This is a genomic window from Blautia sp. 1001283B150304_161114_C9, from assembly GCF_015668165.1.
GTDB classification, from domain to species: domain Bacteria; phylum Bacillota; class Clostridia; order Lachnospirales; family Lachnospiraceae; genus Blautia_A; species Blautia_A wexlerae.
In genome coordinates, this window is record NZ_JADPGO010000007.1 from 85,544 (window position 1) to 106,642 (window position 21,099).

The 21,099-nt window shown below is 40.6% G+C and carries 24 protein-coding genes and 1 pseudogene; 5 read left to right on the forward strand and 20 right to left on the reverse strand.

Annotated elements, in window-relative coordinates; genetic code table 11:
* Nucleotides 1–176 precede the first annotated feature (176 nt).
* Nucleotides 177–1,571 (forward strand): CapA family protein, encoded by a 1,395-nt coding sequence (locus I4V44_RS05570; protein ID WP_196002455.1) that lies wholly within the window; start codon nucleotides 177–179, stop codon nucleotides 1,569–1,571.
* Nucleotides 1,572–1,748: 177 nt separating this feature from the next.
* Here I4V44_RS05570 and queA read toward each other — a convergent pair whose 3' ends face one another.
* The 11 genes from queA to I4V44_RS05625 form a co-directional block, all read right to left on the reverse strand.
* On the reverse strand, nucleotides 1,749–2,774 hold the full coding sequence (gene queA, locus I4V44_RS05575; RefSeq protein ID WP_025576906.1) for a tRNA preQ1(34) S-adenosylmethionine ribosyltransferase-isomerase QueA: 1,026 nt from the start codon (nucleotides 2,772–2,774) through the stop codon (nucleotides 1,749–1,751).
* Nucleotides 2,771–3,529, reverse strand: a complete 759-nt coding sequence (gene trmD / locus I4V44_RS05580; RefSeq protein WP_008704678.1) for a tRNA (guanosine(37)-N1)-methyltransferase TrmD — start codon at nucleotides 3,527–3,529, stop codon at nucleotides 2,771–2,773. The genes queA and trmD overlap by 4 nt, the downstream gene beginning before the upstream one ends.
* On the reverse strand, nucleotides 3,530–4,033 hold the full coding sequence (gene rimM, locus I4V44_RS05585) for a ribosome maturation factor RimM (protein ID WP_008704681.1): 504 nt from the start codon (nucleotides 4,031–4,033) through the stop codon (nucleotides 3,530–3,532).
* A 144-nt stretch (nucleotides 4,034–4,177) separates the two neighbouring features.
* Entirely contained in the window at nucleotides 4,178–4,408 is a 231-nt protein-coding gene (locus I4V44_RS05590; protein WP_008704683.1) for a KH domain-containing protein, read from the reverse strand.
* 64 nt (nucleotides 4,409–4,472) lie between these two features.
* The gene (gene rpsP, locus I4V44_RS05595; RefSeq protein ID WP_008704685.1) at nucleotides 4,473–4,718 is read right to left on the reverse strand and encodes a 30S ribosomal protein S16; all 246 of its coding nucleotides are present in this window, start codon (nucleotides 4,716–4,718) and stop codon (nucleotides 4,473–4,475) included.
* 113 nt (nucleotides 4,719–4,831) lie between these two features.
* Entirely contained in the window at nucleotides 4,832–6,187 is a 1,356-nt protein-coding gene (ffh, locus tag I4V44_RS05600) for a signal recognition particle protein (RefSeq protein WP_008704686.1), read from the reverse strand.
* Nucleotides 6,188–6,190: 3 nt separating this feature from the next.
* Nucleotides 6,191–6,514 carry a YlxM family DNA-binding protein gene (gene ylxM, locus I4V44_RS05605; RefSeq protein ID WP_008704687.1) on the reverse strand — a complete coding sequence of 108 codons (324 nt, stop codon included), beginning with the start codon at nucleotides 6,512–6,514 and terminating at the stop codon, nucleotides 6,191–6,193.
* 215 nt (nucleotides 6,515–6,729) lie between these two features.
* Complete coding sequence (locus tag I4V44_RS05610; RefSeq protein WP_196002456.1) at nucleotides 6,730–7,944, reverse strand: tyrosine-type recombinase/integrase; 1,215 nt, start codon at nucleotides 7,942–7,944, stop codon at nucleotides 6,730–6,732.
* A 492-nt stretch (nucleotides 7,945–8,436) separates the two neighbouring features.
* Complete coding sequence (locus tag I4V44_RS05615; protein WP_196002457.1) at nucleotides 8,437–8,733, reverse strand: hypothetical protein; 297 nt, start codon at nucleotides 8,731–8,733, stop codon at nucleotides 8,437–8,439.
* The gene (locus I4V44_RS05620; protein WP_055149864.1) at nucleotides 8,720–9,067 is read right to left on the reverse strand and encodes a hypothetical protein; all 348 of its coding nucleotides are present in this window, start codon (nucleotides 9,065–9,067) and stop codon (nucleotides 8,720–8,722) included. The genes I4V44_RS05615 and I4V44_RS05620 overlap by 14 nt, the downstream gene beginning before the upstream one ends.
* Nucleotides 9,068–9,298: 231 nt before the next feature.
* Nucleotides 9,299–9,622, reverse strand: a complete 324-nt coding sequence (locus tag I4V44_RS05625) for a hypothetical protein (protein WP_196002458.1) — start codon at nucleotides 9,620–9,622, stop codon at nucleotides 9,299–9,301.
* Between the two features lie 326 nt (nucleotides 9,623–9,948).
* On the opposite strand from I4V44_RS05625, the gene I4V44_RS05630 reads away from it, so the two are divergent.
* From I4V44_RS05630 to I4V44_RS05645, 4 genes are read left to right on the forward strand one after another with little or no spacing between them, the layout of a single operon-like run.
* Nucleotides 9,949–10,674 (forward strand): restriction endonuclease, encoded by a 726-nt coding sequence (locus tag I4V44_RS05630; RefSeq protein WP_227240330.1) that lies wholly within the window; start codon nucleotides 9,949–9,951, stop codon nucleotides 10,672–10,674.
* Entirely contained in the window at nucleotides 10,674–10,862 is a 189-nt protein-coding gene (locus I4V44_RS05635; RefSeq protein WP_118046005.1) for a hypothetical protein, read from the forward strand. The genes I4V44_RS05630 and I4V44_RS05635 overlap by 1 nt, the downstream gene beginning before the upstream one ends.
* Nucleotides 10,863–10,892: 30 nt before the next feature.
* Nucleotides 10,893–11,078 (forward strand): hypothetical protein, encoded by a 186-nt coding sequence (locus I4V44_RS05640; protein ID WP_196002459.1) that lies wholly within the window; start codon nucleotides 10,893–10,895, stop codon nucleotides 11,076–11,078.
* 44 nt (nucleotides 11,079–11,122) lie between these two features.
* Complete coding sequence (locus tag I4V44_RS05645) at nucleotides 11,123–11,836, forward strand: hypothetical protein (RefSeq protein WP_118587298.1); 714 nt, start codon at nucleotides 11,123–11,125, stop codon at nucleotides 11,834–11,836.
* A gap of 321 nt (nucleotides 11,837–12,157) precedes the next feature.
* Here I4V44_RS05645 and I4V44_RS05650 read toward each other — a convergent pair whose 3' ends face one another.
* The 9 genes and pseudogenes from I4V44_RS05650 to I4V44_RS05690 form a co-directional block, all read right to left on the reverse strand.
* Nucleotides 12,158–12,520, reverse strand: a complete 363-nt coding sequence (locus I4V44_RS05650) for a hypothetical protein (protein ID WP_118587296.1) — start codon at nucleotides 12,518–12,520, stop codon at nucleotides 12,158–12,160.
* Nucleotides 12,521–12,536: 16 nt separating this feature from the next.
* Entirely contained in the window at nucleotides 12,537–13,268 is a 732-nt protein-coding gene (locus tag I4V44_RS05655) for a Rha family transcriptional regulator (protein WP_243176367.1), read from the reverse strand.
* Nucleotides 13,269–13,511: 243 nt separating this feature from the next.
* Entirely contained in the window at nucleotides 13,512–13,820 is a 309-nt protein-coding gene (locus I4V44_RS05660; RefSeq protein ID WP_022380613.1) for a hypothetical protein, read from the reverse strand.
* Nucleotides 13,821–13,873: 53 nt separating this feature from the next.
* Entirely contained in the window at nucleotides 13,874–17,791 is a 3,918-nt protein-coding gene (locus I4V44_RS05665; protein WP_196002460.1) for a hypothetical protein, read from the reverse strand.
* Nucleotides 17,792–17,894: 103 nt separating this feature from the next.
* Nucleotides 17,895–18,326, reverse strand: coding sequence for a hypothetical protein (locus I4V44_RS05670; RefSeq protein ID WP_196002461.1), 432 nt, complete (start codon nucleotides 18,324–18,326; stop codon nucleotides 17,895–17,897).
* The gene (locus I4V44_RS05675; protein ID WP_196002462.1) at nucleotides 18,304–18,576 is read right to left on the reverse strand and encodes a hypothetical protein; all 273 of its coding nucleotides are present in this window, start codon (nucleotides 18,574–18,576) and stop codon (nucleotides 18,304–18,306) included. The genes I4V44_RS05670 and I4V44_RS05675 overlap by 23 nt, the downstream gene beginning before the upstream one ends.
* Before the next feature lie 633 nt (nucleotides 18,577–19,209).
* Complete coding sequence (locus tag I4V44_RS05680) at nucleotides 19,210–19,494, reverse strand: hypothetical protein (protein ID WP_178703850.1); 285 nt, start codon at nucleotides 19,492–19,494, stop codon at nucleotides 19,210–19,212.
* A 397-nt stretch (nucleotides 19,495–19,891) separates the two neighbouring features.
* Nucleotides 19,892–20,209, reverse strand: a pseudogene (locus tag I4V44_RS05685) (BRO-N domain-containing protein); the annotation flags it as partial.
* A 553-nt stretch (nucleotides 20,210–20,762) separates the two neighbouring features.
* Nucleotides 20,763–21,059, reverse strand: a complete 297-nt coding sequence (locus tag I4V44_RS05690; RefSeq protein WP_196002464.1) for a hypothetical protein — start codon at nucleotides 21,057–21,059, stop codon at nucleotides 20,763–20,765.
* Between the last annotated feature and the right edge of the window lie 40 nt (nucleotides 21,060–21,099).

The following is a 21,099-nucleotide window of genomic DNA, read 5'->3' on the forward strand; positions in this document are numbered from 1 at the left end:
ATTTCTTGACGATTCTGTGAATTCTCTATATACTTTGAATATATCCTATAGCAATTACGATTTATTTTTTGTTAATTCTGATCATCTGTTCAGATATTTTAACTGCCCGGTCTCTTTAATATTTTTTTAAATACTATATCTCTAATCTATTATAAACGAAAGCGAGAACTATACATATGAGCCTACAATCCAACAAGCGAAGCCAGACGAAATCTTCTTCTGCACGCAGGAAAGACATCTACAAAAAATCAAAATACTATCAGGAAAAAAGGCAAAAATTGCTGATTGCAACAGGTATCGGTATCTTTGTTCTGGTTTTTATACTTATTCTGGCAGGTATCCGCGGATGCAGCAACTATATGAGTTCCAGACAGGCAGCAGCCAAAAAAACTGTTTCCATGAACGCTTCTAAGGACAACTGCCAGAAAGCATCCTCAGATTCTCAGAACACGGATTCCTCCAATGCTACAGTATCTTCTCCTGTTTCTCTGACACTCAGTGTTGTCGGCGACTGCACTCTTGGCACAGATGAAACTTTTGATTATGATACCAGCTTAAATGCTTATTATGAAAATTACGGTGCAGATTATTTCCTGCAGAATGTAAAAGATATTTTCTCTACAGATGATCTGACTATTGCGAATTTTGAGGGAACACTCACCGATTCTGATGAACGGGAGGACAAAACATTTGCGTTTAAAGCACCCGCATCCTATGCCTCTATTCTGACAGGCGGATCTGTAGAAGCCGTAAATACCGCTAACAATCACAGCCATGATTACGGTGATCAGAGTTTCGATGATACTCTGGCAGCACTGAATGATGCAGGAATCGTTCATTTCGGATATGACGAAACTGCTGTTATGGATGTAAAGGGAATCAAAGTGGGATTAGTCGGTATCTATGAACTGTACGACCATCTTGAGCGCGAGCAGCAGTTAAAAGACAATATTGCAAAAGTAAAGGCAGACGGGGCACAGCTGATCGTAGTGATCTTCCACTGGGGTAATGAAACGGAAACCGTTCCGGACAGCAACCAGACAACACTTGGACGCATCGCGATCGATGAAGGCGCTGATCTTGTATGCGGACATCATCCGCATGTACTTCAGGGCATTGAAACTTATAAAGGCAGGAATATTGTATACAGCCTCGGAAACTTCTGCTTCGGCGGCAACAGTTCTCCAAGTGATATGGATACCATGATTTATCAGCAGACCTTTACTATTGATGCCGATGGGGTAAAAAAAGACAACGTAACCAATATCATTCCCTGCTCCATTTCTTCTGCTGCCTATGATGGATATAATAATTATCAGCCAACTCCGGCAGAAGGTGATGAGGCAACAAGAATCCTTGGAAAAATCAATGAGCGGAGTTCCTGGATTTCTACTGCAGAAGGCAGTACTTTTACTGCAAAATATAACAGTAATAACGACTCCCAGAGCAGTTCTGCAGATACAGCTGCTTCAGATAGCGATATCGTTGATATGAACAGTTCAGATTCAGATGACACAGACGCAGAGACATACGACGAATCCTATGATACTGATAATTCGGACGCTGAATAAATGGAGCCTTCATTCATCCAGAATCACATCCATACTTCAAAAGAGCTGAAAAATCCAGTTAAGGACTTCTCAGCTCTTTTTTATATTTTTACTATGCTTTTATCAGGCAGATAAAAGCATCCTCTTCGCTACTTGCTCATAACCAGATAATTGATTGATATAATTATTTGGGTGACATTATATGATAATCATAGCATCTCCAAAAGAGAAAAATCTGTACTTTTCCTGCACTGCAGTCTCATAGGCATGCATGATATTCTCCTTGCCTGCCAGCGCAGACACCAACATCACAAGTGTGGATTCCGGCAGGTGGAAGTTTGTGATCAGGGCATCAATCATTTTAAAATGATAGCCCGGATAGATAAAGATTTCTGTCCATCCGCTTCCGGATTTCAGAATTCCATCTTCTCCTGTTGCAGATTCCAGTGTTCTGCAGCTTGTGGTTCCTACTGCTATTACACGTTTACCTGCCTTCTTTGTGTCATTGATCAGCTTTGCCTGATCCTCCTCTACTATGTAGAATTCGGAATGCATATGGTGGCTTTCCACGTCATCTACTTTGACAGGGCGGAAAGTTCCGAGACCTACATGAAGAGTCACATGAGCGATATTGACGCCTTTTTCCTTTACTTTTTCAAGAAGCTCTTTAGTAAAGTGCAATCCTGCTGTCGGTGCTGCTGCGGAGCCTTCGTTCTTTGCATAAACTGTCTGATAACGGTTCTTATCTTTCAGTTTATGTGTAATATAAGGCGGCAGAGGCATTTCGCCAAGCTGATCCAGGATTTCCTCAAAGATTCCTTCATAATGGAACTGGATCAGACGGTTTCCCTCGTCCACCACATCAATGATCTCACCTTTTAAAATACCATTTCCAAATGTGATCTTAGCACCCGGGCGTGCCTTCTTTCCGGGTTTTACCAGACACTCCCAGATATCATTCTCTCTCCGCTTCAGAAGCAGGATTTCAATCAGTGCTCCTGTCTCTTCTTTATGTCCGTATAACCGGGCAGGGATTACCTTTGTATCGTTGATGACCAGGCAGTCTCCCTCTTCCATATAATCCAGAACATCTGTAAAATGGCGATGCTCAATGCTGCCATCTTTTAAAGACAGATGCATCAGTCTGGATGAACTTCTGTCCTCCAGAGGATCCTGAGCGATCAGTTCCTGAGGAAGGTCATAATAAAAATCTGATGTTTTCATTTTATCTGCTCCTCTTCTTCCTTCCACTGTTTCCTTAACTGGCGCACATAGTTCCATTCTTTGTTTGTCAGATCAGCTTTCTTAAGAAGATCCGGGCGTCTTTTTGCCGTGCGGTAAATTGACTGCTCTCTGCGCCACTTTTCTATGTTTGCGTGATGACCGGACATAAGAACCTCCGGTACCTTTTTGCCATGCCACTCTTCCGGACGGCTGTACTGCGGATACTCCAGAAGGTTTCCTGCAAAGGATTCTGTCTCACCGGACTCCTGATTGTTCAGTACACCCGGAACCATTCTTGAAATGGAATCCATCATGACCATTGCAGGAAGTTCGCCACCTGTAAGCACGTAATCTCCGATAGATACGTAATCTGTGACGATTTCCTCCAGAACACGCTCATCAATTCCCTCATAGTGTCCACAAAGGAATACCAGATCCTCTTCCTGCGCCATTTCTCTGGCCATAGCCTGGTTAAATACCTGCCCCTGAGGAGTCAGATATACAACTCTTGGCTTTTTTGCCGTACGGTTTGCAATCGCCTCATAAGCAAGGTAAACCGGTTCTGCCTGCATCAGCATTCCGGCACCGCCGCCATAGGTATAATCATCCACTTTCTGGTGCTTATTGAATGCATAATCACGAATGTTCACTGCCTCCAGTGTGAGGAGACCTTTTGTGATCGCACGTCCGGTAATGCTGGTATTCATGCCATTTTCAATCATCTCCGGAAACAGGGTTAAAACATGAAAATTCATTTATATTAATCCTTTCATCAGATGAATGGTCATTACATTCTTCTCCACATCCACATCAAGGATACATTCCCTGATAGCAGGGAGCAGAATTTCTTCGCCTTTGGCATCCTCTACTACATAGACATCATTAGCGCCTGTTTCCATTACATCTTTCAGAGTTCCAAATTTGCTTCCGTCTTCGAGAACTACATCCATACCGATCAGGTCTGCAATGTAATATTCATCTTCTTCCAGCTCCTGTGCTTCTTCTCTCGGGATCCAGAGTTCTCTTTTTTTATACATCTCTATATCATTAATATTATCAATTCCCCTGAATTTCAGGATTACAAGGTTCTTGAAATACTTAACATTCTCTATTTCAAGCTTTCTTTTCTCTCTGCCTGTGTCAAGCAGAACATATTCCAGATCCAGAAATCTGTCTGCATCTGTGGTAGGATATACTTTTACTTCCCCGCGTATTCCGTGTGTCGTAGTGATCACACCAACTTTTAATAAATCTTCCATCTGCTGACTCCTATAATTTTCATATCATACGTCATTTGCATTCTGCTTTTATGCCTGCTCACAGCGAATGCTGATCCATATTCCAAATCCGCTTAAACCCAAATCAGGAGCCATGGGATGTTCCACAGCTCCTGACCCTTATTTTCATTGCAGAATATCTACAATCACTTTTTTGCTGCTTTTTGAAGAAGCTGCTTTTACCACAGTTCGGATCGCTTTCGCAATTCTTCCCTGCCGTCCGATAACCTTGCCCATGTCAGCAGGTCCGACTTTCAGTTCAACGATGATCGCGTCTTCCTTTTCTGTCTCAGTAACAACTACTTCATCCGGATTTTCAACAAGAGATTTTGCAATTACTTCCACTAATTCTTTCATTACATACCTCCCTGACCCGTCCCCTACGGACGCTGCAGAAATACCTTATCCTGGTATATCTGAATTATTTTTCAATTCCGGCATCTTTGAGGATTTTTGCTACAACATCTGTAGGCTGAGCTCCTGCTGCAAGCCATTTTTTAGCTGCTTCTTCATCAACTGTTACAGCGCTTGGCTCAAGGTTTGGATCGTATGTTCCGATTTCTTCGATACATCTTCCATCACGTTTGCAACGGGAATCTGCAACTACGATTCTATAAAAAGGTGCTTTCTTCTGTCCCATTCTTCTTAATCTGATTTTAACTGCCATTGTTTCTTTTCCTCCATTAAATAAAATATATTGTTTTCTTATGTTATATTACTGTTCAGCTATGAAACAGTAACTTTTATGTCAAAGCGTTATCCGCTTCGCTAACTTCTCAATTACAGTCCGAACGGAAGTTTAAATCCACCGCCGCGCTTACCGGCTTTTCCGCCCATAAGACCAGGCATCTGTTTCATCATCTTCTTGCTCTGCTCAAACTGCTTCACCAGACGGTTTACTTCGGAGACATCTACTCCTGCACCTCTGGCAATACGGTTCTTTCTGGAAATGTTCAGGATTGACGGATTGCTTCTCTCCTGAGGTGTCATGGAAAGGATAATTGACTTGGTTCTGTCCATGGCTTTCTCATCGATCATTCCCTCAATATCCTTCATCTTACCGCCCATACCCGGAAGCATATTCAGGATACTGCCGATACCGCCCATCTTGTTCATCTGTTCCATACTGGTAAGGTAATCGTTGAAGTCAAAGTCCATTTTCTTTAACTTCTTCTGCATGTCCTGCGCCTGTTCTTTATCGATGGAAGCTTCTGCTTTCTCGATCAGGCTCATGACATCACCCATACCAAGGATTCTGGAAGCCATACGTTCCGGATAGAACTGCTCCAGATCAGAAAGTTTCTCGCCCATACCTACATACAGAATAGGTTTACCGGTTACTGCCTTGATAGAAAGGGCTGCACCGCCTCGGGTATCACCATCCATCTTGGTAAGAATGACACCATCGATTCCTACTTTATCAGCAAATGTGCTTGCCACATTTACCGCATCCTGTCCGGTCATCGCATCTACAATGAGGATGGTTGCATCTACCTGAATGTTCGCCTTGATATCTGCAAGTTCCTGCATCATATCTTCATCAACATGAAGACGACCGGCTGTATCAATAAGTACGACATTCTGCTGATTTGCCTTCGCATGCTCTATGGCTGCTTTCGCAATATCCACAGGCTTCTGCTTATCTCCCATGGAAAATACTTCCACGCCCTGTTTCTCGCCGTTGACCTGCAGCTGTGTGATAGCCGCCGGACGGTAAACATCGCAGGCTACTAAAAGAGGTTTCTTACCTTTGGATTTCAGCTTACCTGCAAGCTTCGCAACTGTGGTGGTCTTACCTGCACCCTGCAGACCTGCCATCATGAACACTGTGATCTCATTTCCCGGGCGAAGAGGCAGATCTGTTGTCTCACTTCCCATTAATTTCACAAGTTCATCATTAACAATCTTGATCACCATCTGACCCGGATTCAGACCGCTCATAACGTCCTGTCCGATTGCCTGCTCCTGTACAGATTTAGTAAACTGCTTCACAACCTTAAAGTTTACGTCTGCCTCTAACAGAGCCATCTTTACTTCCTTAAGGGCAAGCTTAACGTCCTCCTCTGTCAGGCGGCCCTTGCTTCGCAACTTCTTAAATACATTCTGCAGTTTATCTGTCAAGCTTTCAAATGCCATATGTTATAACTCCTCTAAAATCTCATTGGAAATATTTACAATTTCATCGGAATGATATTCCCGGGCAAGTACACGGATCTGCTTTACCTGCGCCCGTATATTCAGGAATTTCTCTACAAGATGAAGCTTCTGTTCATACTCTTCAAGGGTCTTGTTGCATCTCTTGATCATATCATGCACACCCTGTCTGCTGATGCCCAGATCCTCTGCGACTTCACTCAGCGAGTAATCCTCCAGCACCACGCTCTCATAAACCTGCTGCTGTCTCTCTGTCAGAAGTTCTCCATAAAAATCATATAAATAACCTTGCTCTACAAACTTCTCCATCTGTAATCACCTTGACTATATTAACCTATTTCCAATGTGCTGTCAAGCATTTTCTCTTGACGAACTAAATTTTATCTTGTTTTGTCTTGTGTTATCCTGCGTAAAATCAACACTTCTCTGATTTGCCATCTTTTTGTCTTACTCCGTCTCGTGTCATCTTTGTCACAAAATTTGTCACAGAAATTGTCACAAAAAGGCCAGAAAAAAAGGCGCCATTACAGCACCTTTATCGTCTTTATCACCTCTTCCTGTTTTCGCTTTTTCTCCTCTGTCAGATGTGCATAAGTGTCAATTGTCACAGATGTTGATGCATGCCCCAGAATCTCACTGACAGCCTTAACATCAGCTCCGGCAGAATATGCCAATGTGGTATATGTATGTCTTGCCATGTGAGGACAAAAGTTTTCAAGCTTCTCTTTTCCATTTTCCTCTGCTTCTTCGTTGTATGATTCTATGATTCGGTTAATCAGATTTAAGAATCCAGGTTCATTCCAGACACGCCCAACAGAATTTGCAAATACAATGTCCGATACCTGCCTCCTGATGTTTCCGGAATCATCTACAAAAGGAATTGACATCGTAGGACCTGCATTCCTCATTTTTTCTTTCAGAAGCATTTTTCGTACCTCATTATTCATCGGAATCGTTCTGACTGATGTTCTGCTCTTCGGAGAAGCCAACGCCATAGTAAAACCGAAGTCTTTTTTCCGGTAACGGTTGACCGTCTTATCAATGGTAAGCATATTATTTTTAAAATCTACGTTATCCCATGTAAGCCCGGCAAGCTCTCCTATCCTTACTCCTGTATTAAATAAGAAAATAAATTCTGGATAAGCATAAGAATACTGGGGACTTGTCTTTACATAATCCATAAACAGCTTTATCTGATCTGATTCTATTGCTGTACGTTTCTTTGCTCCTGTCTGAGGTATCTGGAGATTTCTGGCCGGATTCTTCAGTATCACATCTTCATCCACTGCACATTCAAATACTGCATTTAAACAGCTTTTTAAATTCGTCATGGTAGAAGTTTTCTTTCCATCCTTAATCATTCCATTGACGATTTTCTGGCAGTCCACCTTTTCAATCTTACAGATTGGCTTCTTGCCTATTGTTTTTCTAATATATGTATTGTAATAGGATTTATAGTTGGTGCAGGTTGTCGCTTTTCGCCCGCTCTTGGCAAATGTCTCAAACCAGTAATCAAAATACTGATTTAATGTCTCTTTTGCTTTCTTTGTGTTGAACCTTGCCCCTTTATCAATCTTACATAGCAAATCATTCTCCTGCTTACGGAGATCTGCCAGATTGGCAGCTGTAATTGTCACACGCTCTCCATCAACCATTTTACGGAACATATATCGCTGATTCTTTTCATCGTAGTATTCACCTACGCGGAGGTTTCTGCCTTTAATGTCTTTTCTCGCCATAGTAATTCCTTTCTTAATATTAAGGCAGGGCAGCAGTCCGCCGCCCCTCTGATTATCCCAACAATCTTAAAACATAAGCATGAATTACTTTCAGCCAGTGAAGATCATTACATTTCTGAATCAGTTTAATAGTTTCTTCTTTGTAATCCATATCAATATCCCCTGTTCTTTAATACTCTGGCAATGAATCTATAGAAGAATTCAAGCAGGCTATCATCATTTACCTTCTGTAATATCTCAATAGTTTCTTTCTTGTAATCCATATTAGTACCCCCACTGTCTCTTAAATGAGACAATTACGTTATACAAAAATTTCAGAAATTTCTCACTCTGGATTTCATTCAAGAGATTTCCAATTTCTTTTTTATAATCCATGCTATACCTCCGTACAACTATCCTATCAGCGTTTTCATGAATACATAGATTGACCTTAGCCAATAAATGTTATCTATCTTCTCCAGCATCTCAATTATCTGCTTTTTGTAGTCCATGTTATGCCTCCGCCACTTTTGCATTGTCCTTTATTCGCTTTACCATCAAATAATTTGCAAGGTTATGTACCCTCTTGAGATCTTCCGGATCATTCATCATTAAAGCATCTGTAATCAGCCAGAAACGCTCCTGATCTTCCTCTGATAATTCCATAAATGCTTCATTGCCGGAACAAGCTATCCGAAAGAGTTCTGCCAGCTCATAGATGTGCTGTAATGATCTTCTATCTTTGTTAGCCTGGACAACGTCCATAATTGCCTTTCTGCAAGGAACCTGAGTTAAATTACATTTCTCCATTGTTTTCTGCCTCCTGTTCCTTTTTAATCTGCTGGTTATAACATCCTCTAACAAATCCAAAAGCTAAATCTAATAGTTCTACATTATCCATCCTTAACACCATGCTAATAATATCTGACTGCCTGGACAATGCTCGAACCTGCTCACGACACATATTCCAACTTTCTTCCCATTCTTTCGCTTCTTCCTTTGCTTCCTCCAGCTGTTTCTTGAGATCTGCGATAATCTCTGTTGCAAGAGCTGTGCTTACTTCTTCTGTCTCCTGTGCCGGAACACCTGTGGCCTGCATCACTTCTGTTTCTTCTGATATTCTTAATGTTTTTTCTTTGCTCATGCTTCATTCTCCTCTCGTTCTAATTCGTGTACATAATCACATACTTTAGCAGATATAAATCCACCTGCAAAAATCATAAGAACGTCCATTACTGATATCATTCTGTCCATTCCTTTCTTTTGTTGTCTGAGGGGAATGAGTATGTTATAATACGCACAGCCCCTCAATTTTAGTCGGTTGTCGGGTTGCTTTGCCTTTATCAGAGTTGCCGCTCTGGTAAGGGCTTTTTTATTAAATTGCTTCTACCTGAGACTTTCCAAAGAAACTTGCCTTGTATTCTGCGCCGTCTCCCCTGCTTCCCCAGATAAGAGAACATCCGAATAATGCTGATGCTCCATGCTTTACCTTATAACCAAGCTCTTTCCACTTAGCAAAGGTATTGGTTTCCTCTGTGATTCCTGCTGCATGTTTCGCATCTTCGATTCTCTTTGCATTGATTTCTTCTGCCTTTGCAGATAACCATGCTCTGTGAAGTGCTTCTGCAAAGCTGATATTCTTTGTCTTGCGGTAAACTTTCCATGCTTTCAACATGATCTTTGATAAGTTGTACTTCATGTTCTTATCCCTCCTTTTATCGGAATTCCCAACAGCCCCGGCAGGTCTTAAAGCTATCTAAGGTTTCTCGACCGTCTCATTATCCCCTTACCCTTGCCCGGTGTTATGTTAGTGTCTTTGGTACATCTTACAATCACTTCATTTTCACTCTTCGCTGTTGTTCTGTTCCCTTGAACTGATTATAGTATACTATGTACGTAGTTACCTGTCTATTGACTTTTTTTACAAATATGTACGTAGTTTTTTGTATCTTTTTACTATGTACACAGTTTCATCTTTTTGATATAATTTTGAAGTATTAAAATCAACTATAGGGAGAGAGAGATTTGAAAAAAATCACAACATTTTACATTCACCACAAAGTCACAGCATTTTTTACGGCTTTATGGCTTATTTTTATGGTTTACATTACAATTACTGGTTTTCAGAAAGACAGTTCACATATTATAGCCGGACTTGTTGCTACTTTAGTTATATTTGTTCCTGGTGCCGTAATAATAGCTCTTGTATGCACCATTATTTCTTCTATAGTCAGAACTTTTTCAGGAATCATCAAAACAAATTCTACTGATTCTAATGACGTAGAACCAATTATTCCGTCATATAGCAAAAGTGATTATGCTCCTGAATCCGCTTCTGAACCAGAAGACACTGTTGAATCTTATGTATCACCAGAACCACAAATTCCTGTCTACGATACAATGGAAGGACACGACTTCGAATATTATTGTGCTGAGCTGCTCAAAAATAATGGTTTCTACAATGTTAGTGTTACACAAGGTAGTGGAGATCAGGGAATCGATGTTCTTGCCGAGAAAGGCGGTGTAAAATATGGCATACAGTGCAAATGTTATTCTTCTGATATCGGAAACAAAGCAGTGCAAGAAGCCTTTTCCGGATGTAGATATTATAATTGCCATGTTCCAGTAGTAATGACAAATCGCTATTTCACCAGACAAGCAAAAGATCTTGCCCAGAAAACAAACGTTCTTTTATGGGATAGAGACATTTTAAATAAATACATACAAGTATCTCAAGGAGGAAATCTCTAATGCCTGAAATTTCAACTAAAGCCAAATATGATATCGAATATGCAAAAAATAAACTTAAACGTATTCCTCTTGATGTCCAAAAGGAAAAATACGAAGAAATCAAAGCCGCTGCGACTGCTGCCGGAGAATCCGTAAACGGTTATATCAAAAAAGCAGTTGATCAACGGATGGAACGTGACAACGCATAACTAATATTATTCACGAAAGGATGTGCTCTCATGGCAAAACGTTTATACACCTATGATGATATTATGAATCTGCCTGATTTTATCCGGGTAGAATTGATTGACGGTGTAATTCAAACAGATGACTGGACAAATCTGAAGGTTGATGAGGAAGTCTTTCAGAATCCACCATCCGAAGATCATCATGTCACCTACCGCCTTTCCATCGTAAAAAAATAAAACAATACCTGATATTTACTATTCCATTTGCATAGGAGGATTCTATGAGCCTTTTTAATAAAATTAAAAGTGTTTTCAATTCATCATCCGACGATGTTCCTGATGCTCAAACCATCTATTTCAAAAATGGAGAGATGTACAAAGTATATCCCACCGATAAAGAAAGTTGGTACGATGCCAGATATCTGGTTTCAGATGGAGTAAAATATGATCTGGAGAATCTGGATGATTTAAAGCGCATTCCTGTACCAAAATTCCCGGCACATCAAAATATAATGGAGGGATATGGCGTTACTGGAAATTTAGATTATGTTTTAAGAATGAAAGCTGGAAGCTTTTATAATCGCAAAGATAAAATAATGTGTTCTGCCTGTTTATGGAAATGCACCGAATTAATGCTCGCCCATCCTTTGTCTTGGGAGGAAAGTCATTTTTACCGGATAGTACAATGGCACGTAGAAATGGGAATGTTTGACGAAGCTGACAAGGCTGAGAAATATATATATTCCGTACTTGATTATGATGCAAACTATCAGCAATTGATCAATCACATAAAAGATAATCCTGAATACATAAAACAGCAGGAGGCATTTCATAAGAAAAATTTGATGCGTAAAGAATACTATCATATTTTTTATGAATTACCTGAACTGGCTCCCAAATCTTTTAGTGCTTATAGCAGAATGAAAAATGCTCAAACAAAAAATTTTCTCAAACTTAAAGATCAAGCAATAAAACATGGGATTTCGATAAGCTAGAACTGAATACAGTATATTTATCCAGGCAGCCAGTAGAGCGGCTGTGGTTCCCCTGATCCTGAGCCTTGACAGGAGGGGATGCTTATGAGCGATTACGAGATATTTATGATAATCCTGACAACAGCCAGCTTAATTGTATCTATCCTTACATACACACATAAGAAATAGCCGCCCTGCTCTCTGGTAAAGAATAGGCGGCTACGTCTTAAACATATATCTTGCCAGGACGGGGAACCTTGACTTCCCTTACTGGCTGTCTTGATAAGTATATTATATGCCAGCTTCAGGAATTTGTCAATTTACTATAAACTGCTGCCTTATTCATTCTTCAATATGTTCATCAGTTTTATTTTTCTTTTTTAACGCTTCTTTTCCCCTCCAAACATGTCCCGTTACCTCGTAGACTTTTCGTGGTGATACGATGTATGTGATTCGGCTACCACCGGAAAGGCTTTTAGCTGGCTTGTTGTTCTGAATAGCTACGCCAACTGGGAGCCATCCATACACAATTCCTGCTCTAACAGATGAAACAGGGATTCCTGTCATTTTGCTTACATCTTCTACGGTTATTCTTTCATTTGAGAACTCCGGCATCTGCGGTATTCCTGAGATGATTCTCGCCACTTCTGCGGCGAATTTATGTATTTCTGCGTTTTCTTTGATGTAGTCGTCAACTGCACTCATATTTTGCCTCTCCTTTCTATACTGCTTCTAAATACGCCAGGTCTTTCACCGTCTCAAGACGTTCCTTGCAGTCTTTATATATTTCCTTATAGTGTTTCCCTTTCATGATTCCCATATCAATTTCATGCAAGATAATATTCTCCATTAAAGACAGATTATTTAACTGCATCACCGTAGCTTCATCTCTTTTACTAATTCCAGCCATTTTATTTGCAAGTCTGGTATAAGTCGCATAAAGCATTTCCGCATGATCGCTCCCCTGCTCTTGTGCATAGGATACAAGCTTCTGAATAGCATCGGTTTCTACTTTTCTGGTAAACTTACCTGCTTTCCGGGTTTCAATCCATCTTTGGGTTGATTTCTCACGAATGAAGTTTTCCATCTGCTTAAACGCTCGAATATATTGCAATTTCCATTCAAGGGCATTCTTTCCGGTAAATCCCATTACCAAGAGCGAAAAACCGTCACGGTTCATCAGGTACATTTTATGATACTGTCCATCATCTGCCTTTCTTTTGCTGACAACAAACATCTTTGAGGGCTCCTCAAAATTGAGGAGCGATTTCTGCAAATTATCAATAGCACGTAATACATTATCATGCCGCATTTCAAATTTCTCCGCTACCTGTAAACTATCACATACTGCCTGTTCATTTTTAAGATATACTAAATCGTCTATAACAACGCTCCTTTCCGCTCTGCAATTATTTTTCCGAGCTATATAAGCCAATACTTCAAGTTTTTTCAAGTTCTATCTTGGAAATAACTGTACTGTTATGGGGCTACATATAAAAAATCTCAACATTTCTCAACAACCATGAGTAAATATGTTATTGCTTTTGGACTGTATATGGCAGAGACTCCACCTTTTTCCACCATAATGCTGATTCTTCACGCTTTCCTCACGCTTCGTTATCCATTCGCATGTATTATATACAGCCCCGTATCCTTGCAGTACTGTAATATTTCCACCTAATTTTCCATTCTATTGCTAAAATGGATATCTTCCACATGCCTGCAGTGCAGATCTGAATAATGCCAGTGTTTTTCGTTTGTATCCATAAACATCTGCATGGCATTTGTAATTCTGATCAATCCCTTTTCTGGCAAGGACCTGAAATGCCACGCCCTTGGATATACTGTAGAAGAGATCATCCTCAACCATAGGATTGCATTCATGCGCACATTGTAACAGCAGAAGCTTGTCCGGCAGTTCCAGATCCAGACAATACTGCTTCAACTGTTTTTCCTCTCCCTTTTTAAATCCATAATCTGTATAAGTTGCTTCTCTGGTTCGCATAATTTCTTCCTTTCTTTGCTCCGCTTTAAGTTGTTCCTGTGCCCCATTTTTCTTTATGCTAACTCAAATGGGTTTTTCCCGTTTCTGCGTCTCCTCATTTCAGCTTCACTGATAATAATATCCAGTAATTTTCTGCCAGATGCATTGACTGTAACATTGTAAGTGTTTCCATCTCCCTGTCCTTTTCCTGACTCTTCCCGGACGATCTGTCGCAACAGGCTTTCCGGCGCTTCCAAGTTATTACCTTTCTTCTGGTCGCCTAATACCGCAAGGAATTCTGACCTTGGCGGAATAACTGCGCCACTGGCCAGATACGGAACTGAGTTTACTCTTGGAAGGCTCATGGAATAATTTCCCCATCGGCGTCCACCATTAGGAAGCTGTACATTATATGAAAACGTAAAGCCTCTTTCAATTCCCGAGATTGCACTGTTTATGTTATTAATCATACCGTTTACTTTAGATATAATATTATTCAATGTAGTGCTGATTCTATCTGCCGCCCTGGATATTGCTCCGGAAAGACCACTTTCCATTCTGGATCCATAGCTTTCTACTTTGCCAACTAAGGAAGAAAGACTTTTGTCAATCGAGCCTGACATGCCTCCAACCGTCCTATTGATTTCGTCACTGGCGTTTTTCCATTTTCTTGTCATGATGTTATACTGACTCTGGAACTGACTCTTAACACCTTTGGTCATCTCACCAAGGCTTAAGTTGGCCTGTATCTTCATGGCTCGTACATTCATTTTCACTTCTTTTGCAGAATTTCCCCAGTTAAGCACTGTAGAATCATTTACTCCTGCAAAATTTTCTTCTGTACTGGACTTAATTCCGGCTGTAGCCTCTTCCACATCAGTCTGAGCAGTCTTTATTGATGAAGAAATCTTCTCCTGCGCTCCGACAATATTGGTATCTACTGCTGTGGTAACCGCCGTAGTTGCTGCCGGGAACTCTGCCCCTAATGCTGCATTCAGATCATCCAGTGGTACACCTGCATTCTTCAAAGCAGTGTAAACCATGTTCAAAGCATCCTGCGCGCTCTTGGCACTTCCGCCAGTGTCCTGAAGCTGGCTTCTGACTCCCTGATAGGTTCCGCTAAATTCATTCCCTTTCAGGCTTAATGTATAAAGAGTGTCCGATAAAACACTAATTGCTTCTTTCGCGCTCAGCGAAGAGAGATCAATCTGTCCTGCACTTTCAGAGAATCCCTGTCCCAATGCCAGCACTTTATTGGTCATATCTTCTACGAAGGTACCTGTTACGCCTGCCTGAGCACCATATTGTTCAAGTATTGCTTTCGCCTGCTCAGCAGATATGCCATATTCTGCCAACTTATGGATAAAACTGTCATACATTTCAGCATTTGATTTTCCCGCACTTTCATCGGCTTCAATCAGCTTCCAGAGATCTTCTGCCTGCTTTTGGGTTATTACATTCGAGGAACTCATTGCCCCAGCATAATCATGCAGATATCCACCCGCCTGTGTCAGAACACCGTTTCCACCCTGTAAGGTTTCTATAAATCCTGCCAGCTTTTCTGTTCCTACAATTGCCGCCGTAGCTACCGCTGCGATCAATCCCGCTGTTCCTACCAATGGGGCAAGAGATGAGGCAAGGGAAGTAAATCCGCCCGCTGCCGCACTGGCAGCTTTTCCCAGTACAGATGTCAAACTTCCAGAAAGAGCCGCTACTGCTTCAGATCCGATTATCTTCTTTCCTATTGCTCCAATCAGCAACTTTACCAGACTGCCAATCCCTGTTATATCCGCAATCTTTACAGCAATAAATGCTTTTCCGAGAAAAGCCGCTATTTTGCCGGCTGTGCCGCCCTCTTCCAACCCATCAAACAGACCTCCAATCGTTGTTTTGATTGCTTCAATGACCTGCCACAGATGTTTGCTCCAATCAATCTGGCTTAAGAATGTCCCTATTCCTTTCCCTACTTCTTCCCAATTTGTTTTTTGAGCCAGTTCAACCAAAGAAGTACATAAATTGTTCAGGAATATTTCCAGTTTCTGTCCATTGCCTTTCCAATCAAATTTTGATACAAAAGTATTGATTCCGCCCGCAATATTATCAACCATCTGTTTCCAGTTGAAATTGACAGCAAAATTGTAAAGAGTTGTAAACGCACCGTTAAGTCCAGTAGCAAGTACATCTCCTATCTCTGAAAATGAAACAGTCGAAAAAACACCGTTCAGTGCATCCGCAACCGCCTTTCCAATATCAGCATAAGGAAGATTATGAACAAATCCGCTGAATATCTTCCAGGAAATCATGAACATATTGCCAAGCAGCTGTCCAAGATTATTCCAGTTCACCTCACGAACCAGACCGGTAATACCTTCTGCAAATTTCTTTCCAAGATTCTTCCAATTTATTCCTGTAATCAGAAGATTCAGGGTATTCACAAGGGTATTAATACCAGCTCCTACAGTACGTCCTAACAAATCCCAATCAATATGATCAACCAGGCTATTAAATGTTCTTGTAAAAGCATCGCAAAATTTTGTGATCTTTGGGCCAACATTGTTCCAATTAATCACATCATAAATTTTCTGCAGGCCTTTATCAATGCCACTGGCAATATAAGCCCCCAGTCCTTCCCAGTCCTCTTTTTTAATGAGCTTTCGGATCTTATCAGCAATTCCCTTTATAGAACTTGTGATAGGAACTTCTTCAAACATATCACCGGCAGATGGACCAGTATATTTGTTCCCGCCGATTGTCCCCGCACTGTTTACGCCATCATCATATCTATTAAGTTCATCAATCGGGCTAAGATATCCTTTTACTTCCTTTGCGGCTTTCTTAGCGCTATCCGCTGTTTTATCCAAGCTGGCAGCATAGTCTTCCTGAACGCCTATTGCTTTTGTAAAAGTTTTTTGCCCGGTTAATGCTGCAATCAGCATACCTACGCGGGTAACCGCATCTGACATAAGGTTAATAAACTTAACAAGAATCGGTGCAACTGTTGTCAATATTGGCGCGAATGCTGTTGCAAAAGAATTCTTTAATCTTGTCATACTGGACATCAATGAAGACATTGCTGTGTTTGCAGTATTAGAATACTTAGCAAGATTCTGAATTCCCGTCTTTACTCCGTCACCAACAGCATTTATAGCCCGGAACATGCCCGAAAACAATAGTGACATTCCCAGCATCTTGCCCAGACCTGCCTTGGAGCGTTTTGTCTGCTTATCGAAATTAAGCATAGATTCCACTGCTTTTTTCATAGCAGAGACCATGCTTTTTACGGCTGATCCTGCGCTCTTTAAAGCAGAGCCAATGTTCTTCATGACTGCACCTACACGTGCAGCAGCTTTCTGCAGATTCTGCATTGCCAGAACTAGCTTATTGTTCTTTTTTTGATATTCCTCTACTTTTTTCTTTAGATTATTGTATGAAGAATACAGCCTTCCGTTTGTACGTTCCAGCTTCTGTGATTCCTCATCGTACTTCTGCAATGTATTTTTATAGGCATCTGTCGATTTAGGATCTATGTACGCGCTGCCGGATACCTGCATCCCCTTCTGTTTGTTCTGCAGCCTCTTCATGTCCGCCCATATTTCATCCAACTGCTTATCCAGTTCTTTGATAGGCCCAGAATCAATCGGAAATCCCATATCAATCCATTCGCGCTGTTTAGATTCTACTTTTTCAAAATCTGCCTCAAGAGCCTTGATCTGATCCGAAATCAGCTTGTATCCTTCTGTTTCTATTTTGCTTTTACCCAGCTCATCCAGTTTAGATTTTAATTCAGCAACTTTTCTTTCCTGCTTTTCATAGCTTTGATAAAGGCTGTTAACTGTTGCAATCTGCCTTTGAAATGAATTTTTTGCTGTTTCTCCCATTTTTGATACCTGAGCAGTAATTCTTGTCATTCCTGCCTTGATCGTATTTAATCCTTTGGAAAGACCTTCTGTCTGAATCCTGGTATCAATGATGATTGAGCCATCAGCTGCCATATTATCTACCTCCCGACTATTTGAGGTCAGGGTACCAGTTTCAAATTACCAGTACCGAGTTATAAATTAGGGCTATCCTGTTTCCAGAACAGCCCGCATTTTCTTATTTTGTTTCGTCTTTTTTCGTGTATTTAGCAGTATATTTGTCAATCCGTTCCTGCTGCTTCTCTTCTCTTTCGGCTAATTCCTTTTCAATGATTCCGCCAATTACAGTGATAATCTGTTCGGCAAATGTCTGTCCATCTTCCAGAATTGTAAACGGATGAGTAATTTTAAAGAAGTTCTCCGATACAGGAGCACCAAACAGGAAATCTATCTTTTCCCCGGCTTCTTTCTCCAGCTCAGGAAGAATCTCTTCCAAGTCCTCCCCTTTTATTTTGTCACCTACACTTGCGAAAAACGCTGCTGTCTCTTTATATCTGTTTAAGATTCCAACATCTGTAGGAATAAACCGGAATACTCCCAGCTCATTTCCATCCTGATCTACAATCTCATAGTTCTTAGCACCTGTATTAAATGTTATCTTCTCTGCCATTACTTATCGCCTCTCCCTCATATTTTTGAAGTTCCGTTTCAAGTCTCTGAAGTTCCCTGTAATCCTGCGCAAGTTTTCTATATTTTTCTGCCAGTTCTGGAAGACCCTGTCTTAATGCTTCAATCGTTACAGAAAGCATTCCCGATGACTTCTCCAAATCATCAAGTGCCCGTCTGGCAGAAGCATTTATTGCCGCCTGAAGCTTGTCCTGTTCATATTTTCTACTTTTCTTCATTCTGATACGTCTCATTGTCTTTCCCCCTTACCGCATCATAAATAGCTGCTAATTCCATGACTGCAATCAACATCAACATGTTAAGTAAAATCACATATATCATCTCCTGTCCTATTGTGATACATATATTATCTCACATTTTGTGAGAACAGCTCTCTACCACTTTTGGGCGTTTTTGTTATTTCGACTGTTCATCGACAGTTCAAAGGCAACTGGCCTTTCGCAAAGATCACAATTCAATCTGATATTCTCGCTTGTTCCTCGCCTGCTCGAACACTCTGAGTTCTCGCCGCTTCCTCGCCGCTTTAATTCCATTTCTCACGGGTTCGTCACGGCTTTGTGCGGCTTTCCTGCGGTTTCATTATCAATAACAGGAATCCTCAAAATAGTGGATACCCCTTTTTATAACTTTTCACTGCTTCCTCACTGCTTCAATCAGACCAATACCCAAAAATCAGTAATAACACATGACCGTAAATGACCGTATTTCTCATAATAGGTCTTTTATTGAACCGTAGGTTCGGCAGCAGGATTTTATTCAATACCGACATTATCTCTTCTCTCTGTTTTATCGGCTCATTTAGCCTTTTTATTCCCTTACCCCTACAACTTTACCTTAGTTGCATTACAATTGATTTTTACTCTGTTTTATTCCTGTACTCCTTTATTTTCAGACACATTACGTCTCATCCGTTCTCCCATCTGCTGACGCTGTTCCTCTGTATACTGTTTCGGAGGAGAAATCCGGATCCAGGCTACCGGAACATGAGCACAAATACTTCCGTCCTCATTATCCGCAATAATCTGACAATCATCAGGATGTTTCTCTGACAGCTTGCGGATTACTGACTTATACCGGCCCTGAGAGAATGTTAATGTTGCTTTAGTACCATTAGTCATAAATTCAATTGCATTTTCGTTACATCCATTCATAAAAATCTCCTTTTTGTTTTGTTCGTGTATTGTTCATGTTCTCTCTGTTCGCTCTTTGTTTACTGACTCATTAAAAGGTCATTTCTCGGGGTTCGCTCGGAGTTCGATGAATCTGTGAGGTGGTGTTTTACCACCCCACGGCAGGTCATTTCTCGGGGTTCGCTCGGAGTTCAATAACATCTGAGATGTATTTTCTCGAAGTTCGTTCGAAGTTCATTCTGGAATCATGTACCAGACTTTTAAGAACTCCGAAATCTCCGAATACTCTCCCGCATATATCGTGTCATTAAATTCTTTTCGTGCACGTATCGCGTTACAAAATTTATTCGCGCGCGTTATCGTGTCAACAAATTCTGAATACCAGCAACTGAATCTGTTCTGCGATGGTCATCGGTTTATAGGAACCTGTCTTGCGGATTGTTGGAAGAACTTCATCCATAACCCATGATTCGAATTTCTCCGCTGACGGAAGTTTTGATTTCATAATCAGGCGGTACAAATCTCCCTCATTTATGTATGACATTGACTGAATGCCACTAGATGTAGGGGTGTCGCGTTTCGTTACTCCCTTACAATGGTCAAGAATGGCTTTCCTCGGATTACTGTATCCAAGAGCTTTCGCAACATCAGTGCCAACAAAGTACGGTTTACCGTCAATTTCTGCTGTTCGGATGTCCCCGAACTCTTCTGAATTAAAAATCTGTAATTCGTTCATCCAGTTATATACCGAAAAATATTAAGTTTTCTTAAGTTCTGCGCTCTTATATCCGCAAAATATAAGGTTTTTTTAGGTTTTACCTATACATACAAAAATGTTAGCTTTTGTTAGGTTCCATGATCTATACAGAAAAATATATGAGGTTTTCTGAAGTTTTCATAGAAAACATTCTCCTATATGAGCCAAAATACTAAGTTTTATTAGGCAGTCAAAGTACTAAAAAATACTAAACATTTCGACTATATATACAGAAATGCAACTATTTGCAGCCCTATTTATCAGCTATGTATAATCAGGTTCCACGTTTTTCCAAGATGTATTCCCTATACAGAGAAACAGACGGTTTTGTCATGTTCTCTGCATAAGAAAAACAAGTTTCATCAAGGTTTTCAGCTATATATACAAAAACCTTAGCATTTCTTAGCAACCTGATTCAACTTTACCAGCATCCCACTGATGATTGTTATATAGGCAAAATGTTAAGTTTTGTTAAGTTCCTCCCATATAGAGTGATATGTGGGGTTTTGTCAGGTTCTGCCAGCATCGTCTACTACAAATCTACTGTTTTCACCAGTAAATCAAATTCATGAAGTGCTTTCCGCTTATAACCATAAAAATCATTTTCAGTGCATGGAAGTTCACATGAATTGCTGTTTTTGAATATCTGGCGATATCCCACGCTTTCTGTAAAACTCTTTACCAGATGCGAAGCAAGAAAGTCATTTGCTCTGTTGCATGCTTCGATTACTAAAGAATAATACTGTTTATCTTTTACCATTTCTTTGAGTTCTGCTGCCCGTCCCGGCGTAATCCCATAATCTTTCAATTTCATTTTTCTGATGCTCATTGGTATAGAGTCCTCCTGTCCTGTTTGTGGTATAATAGCT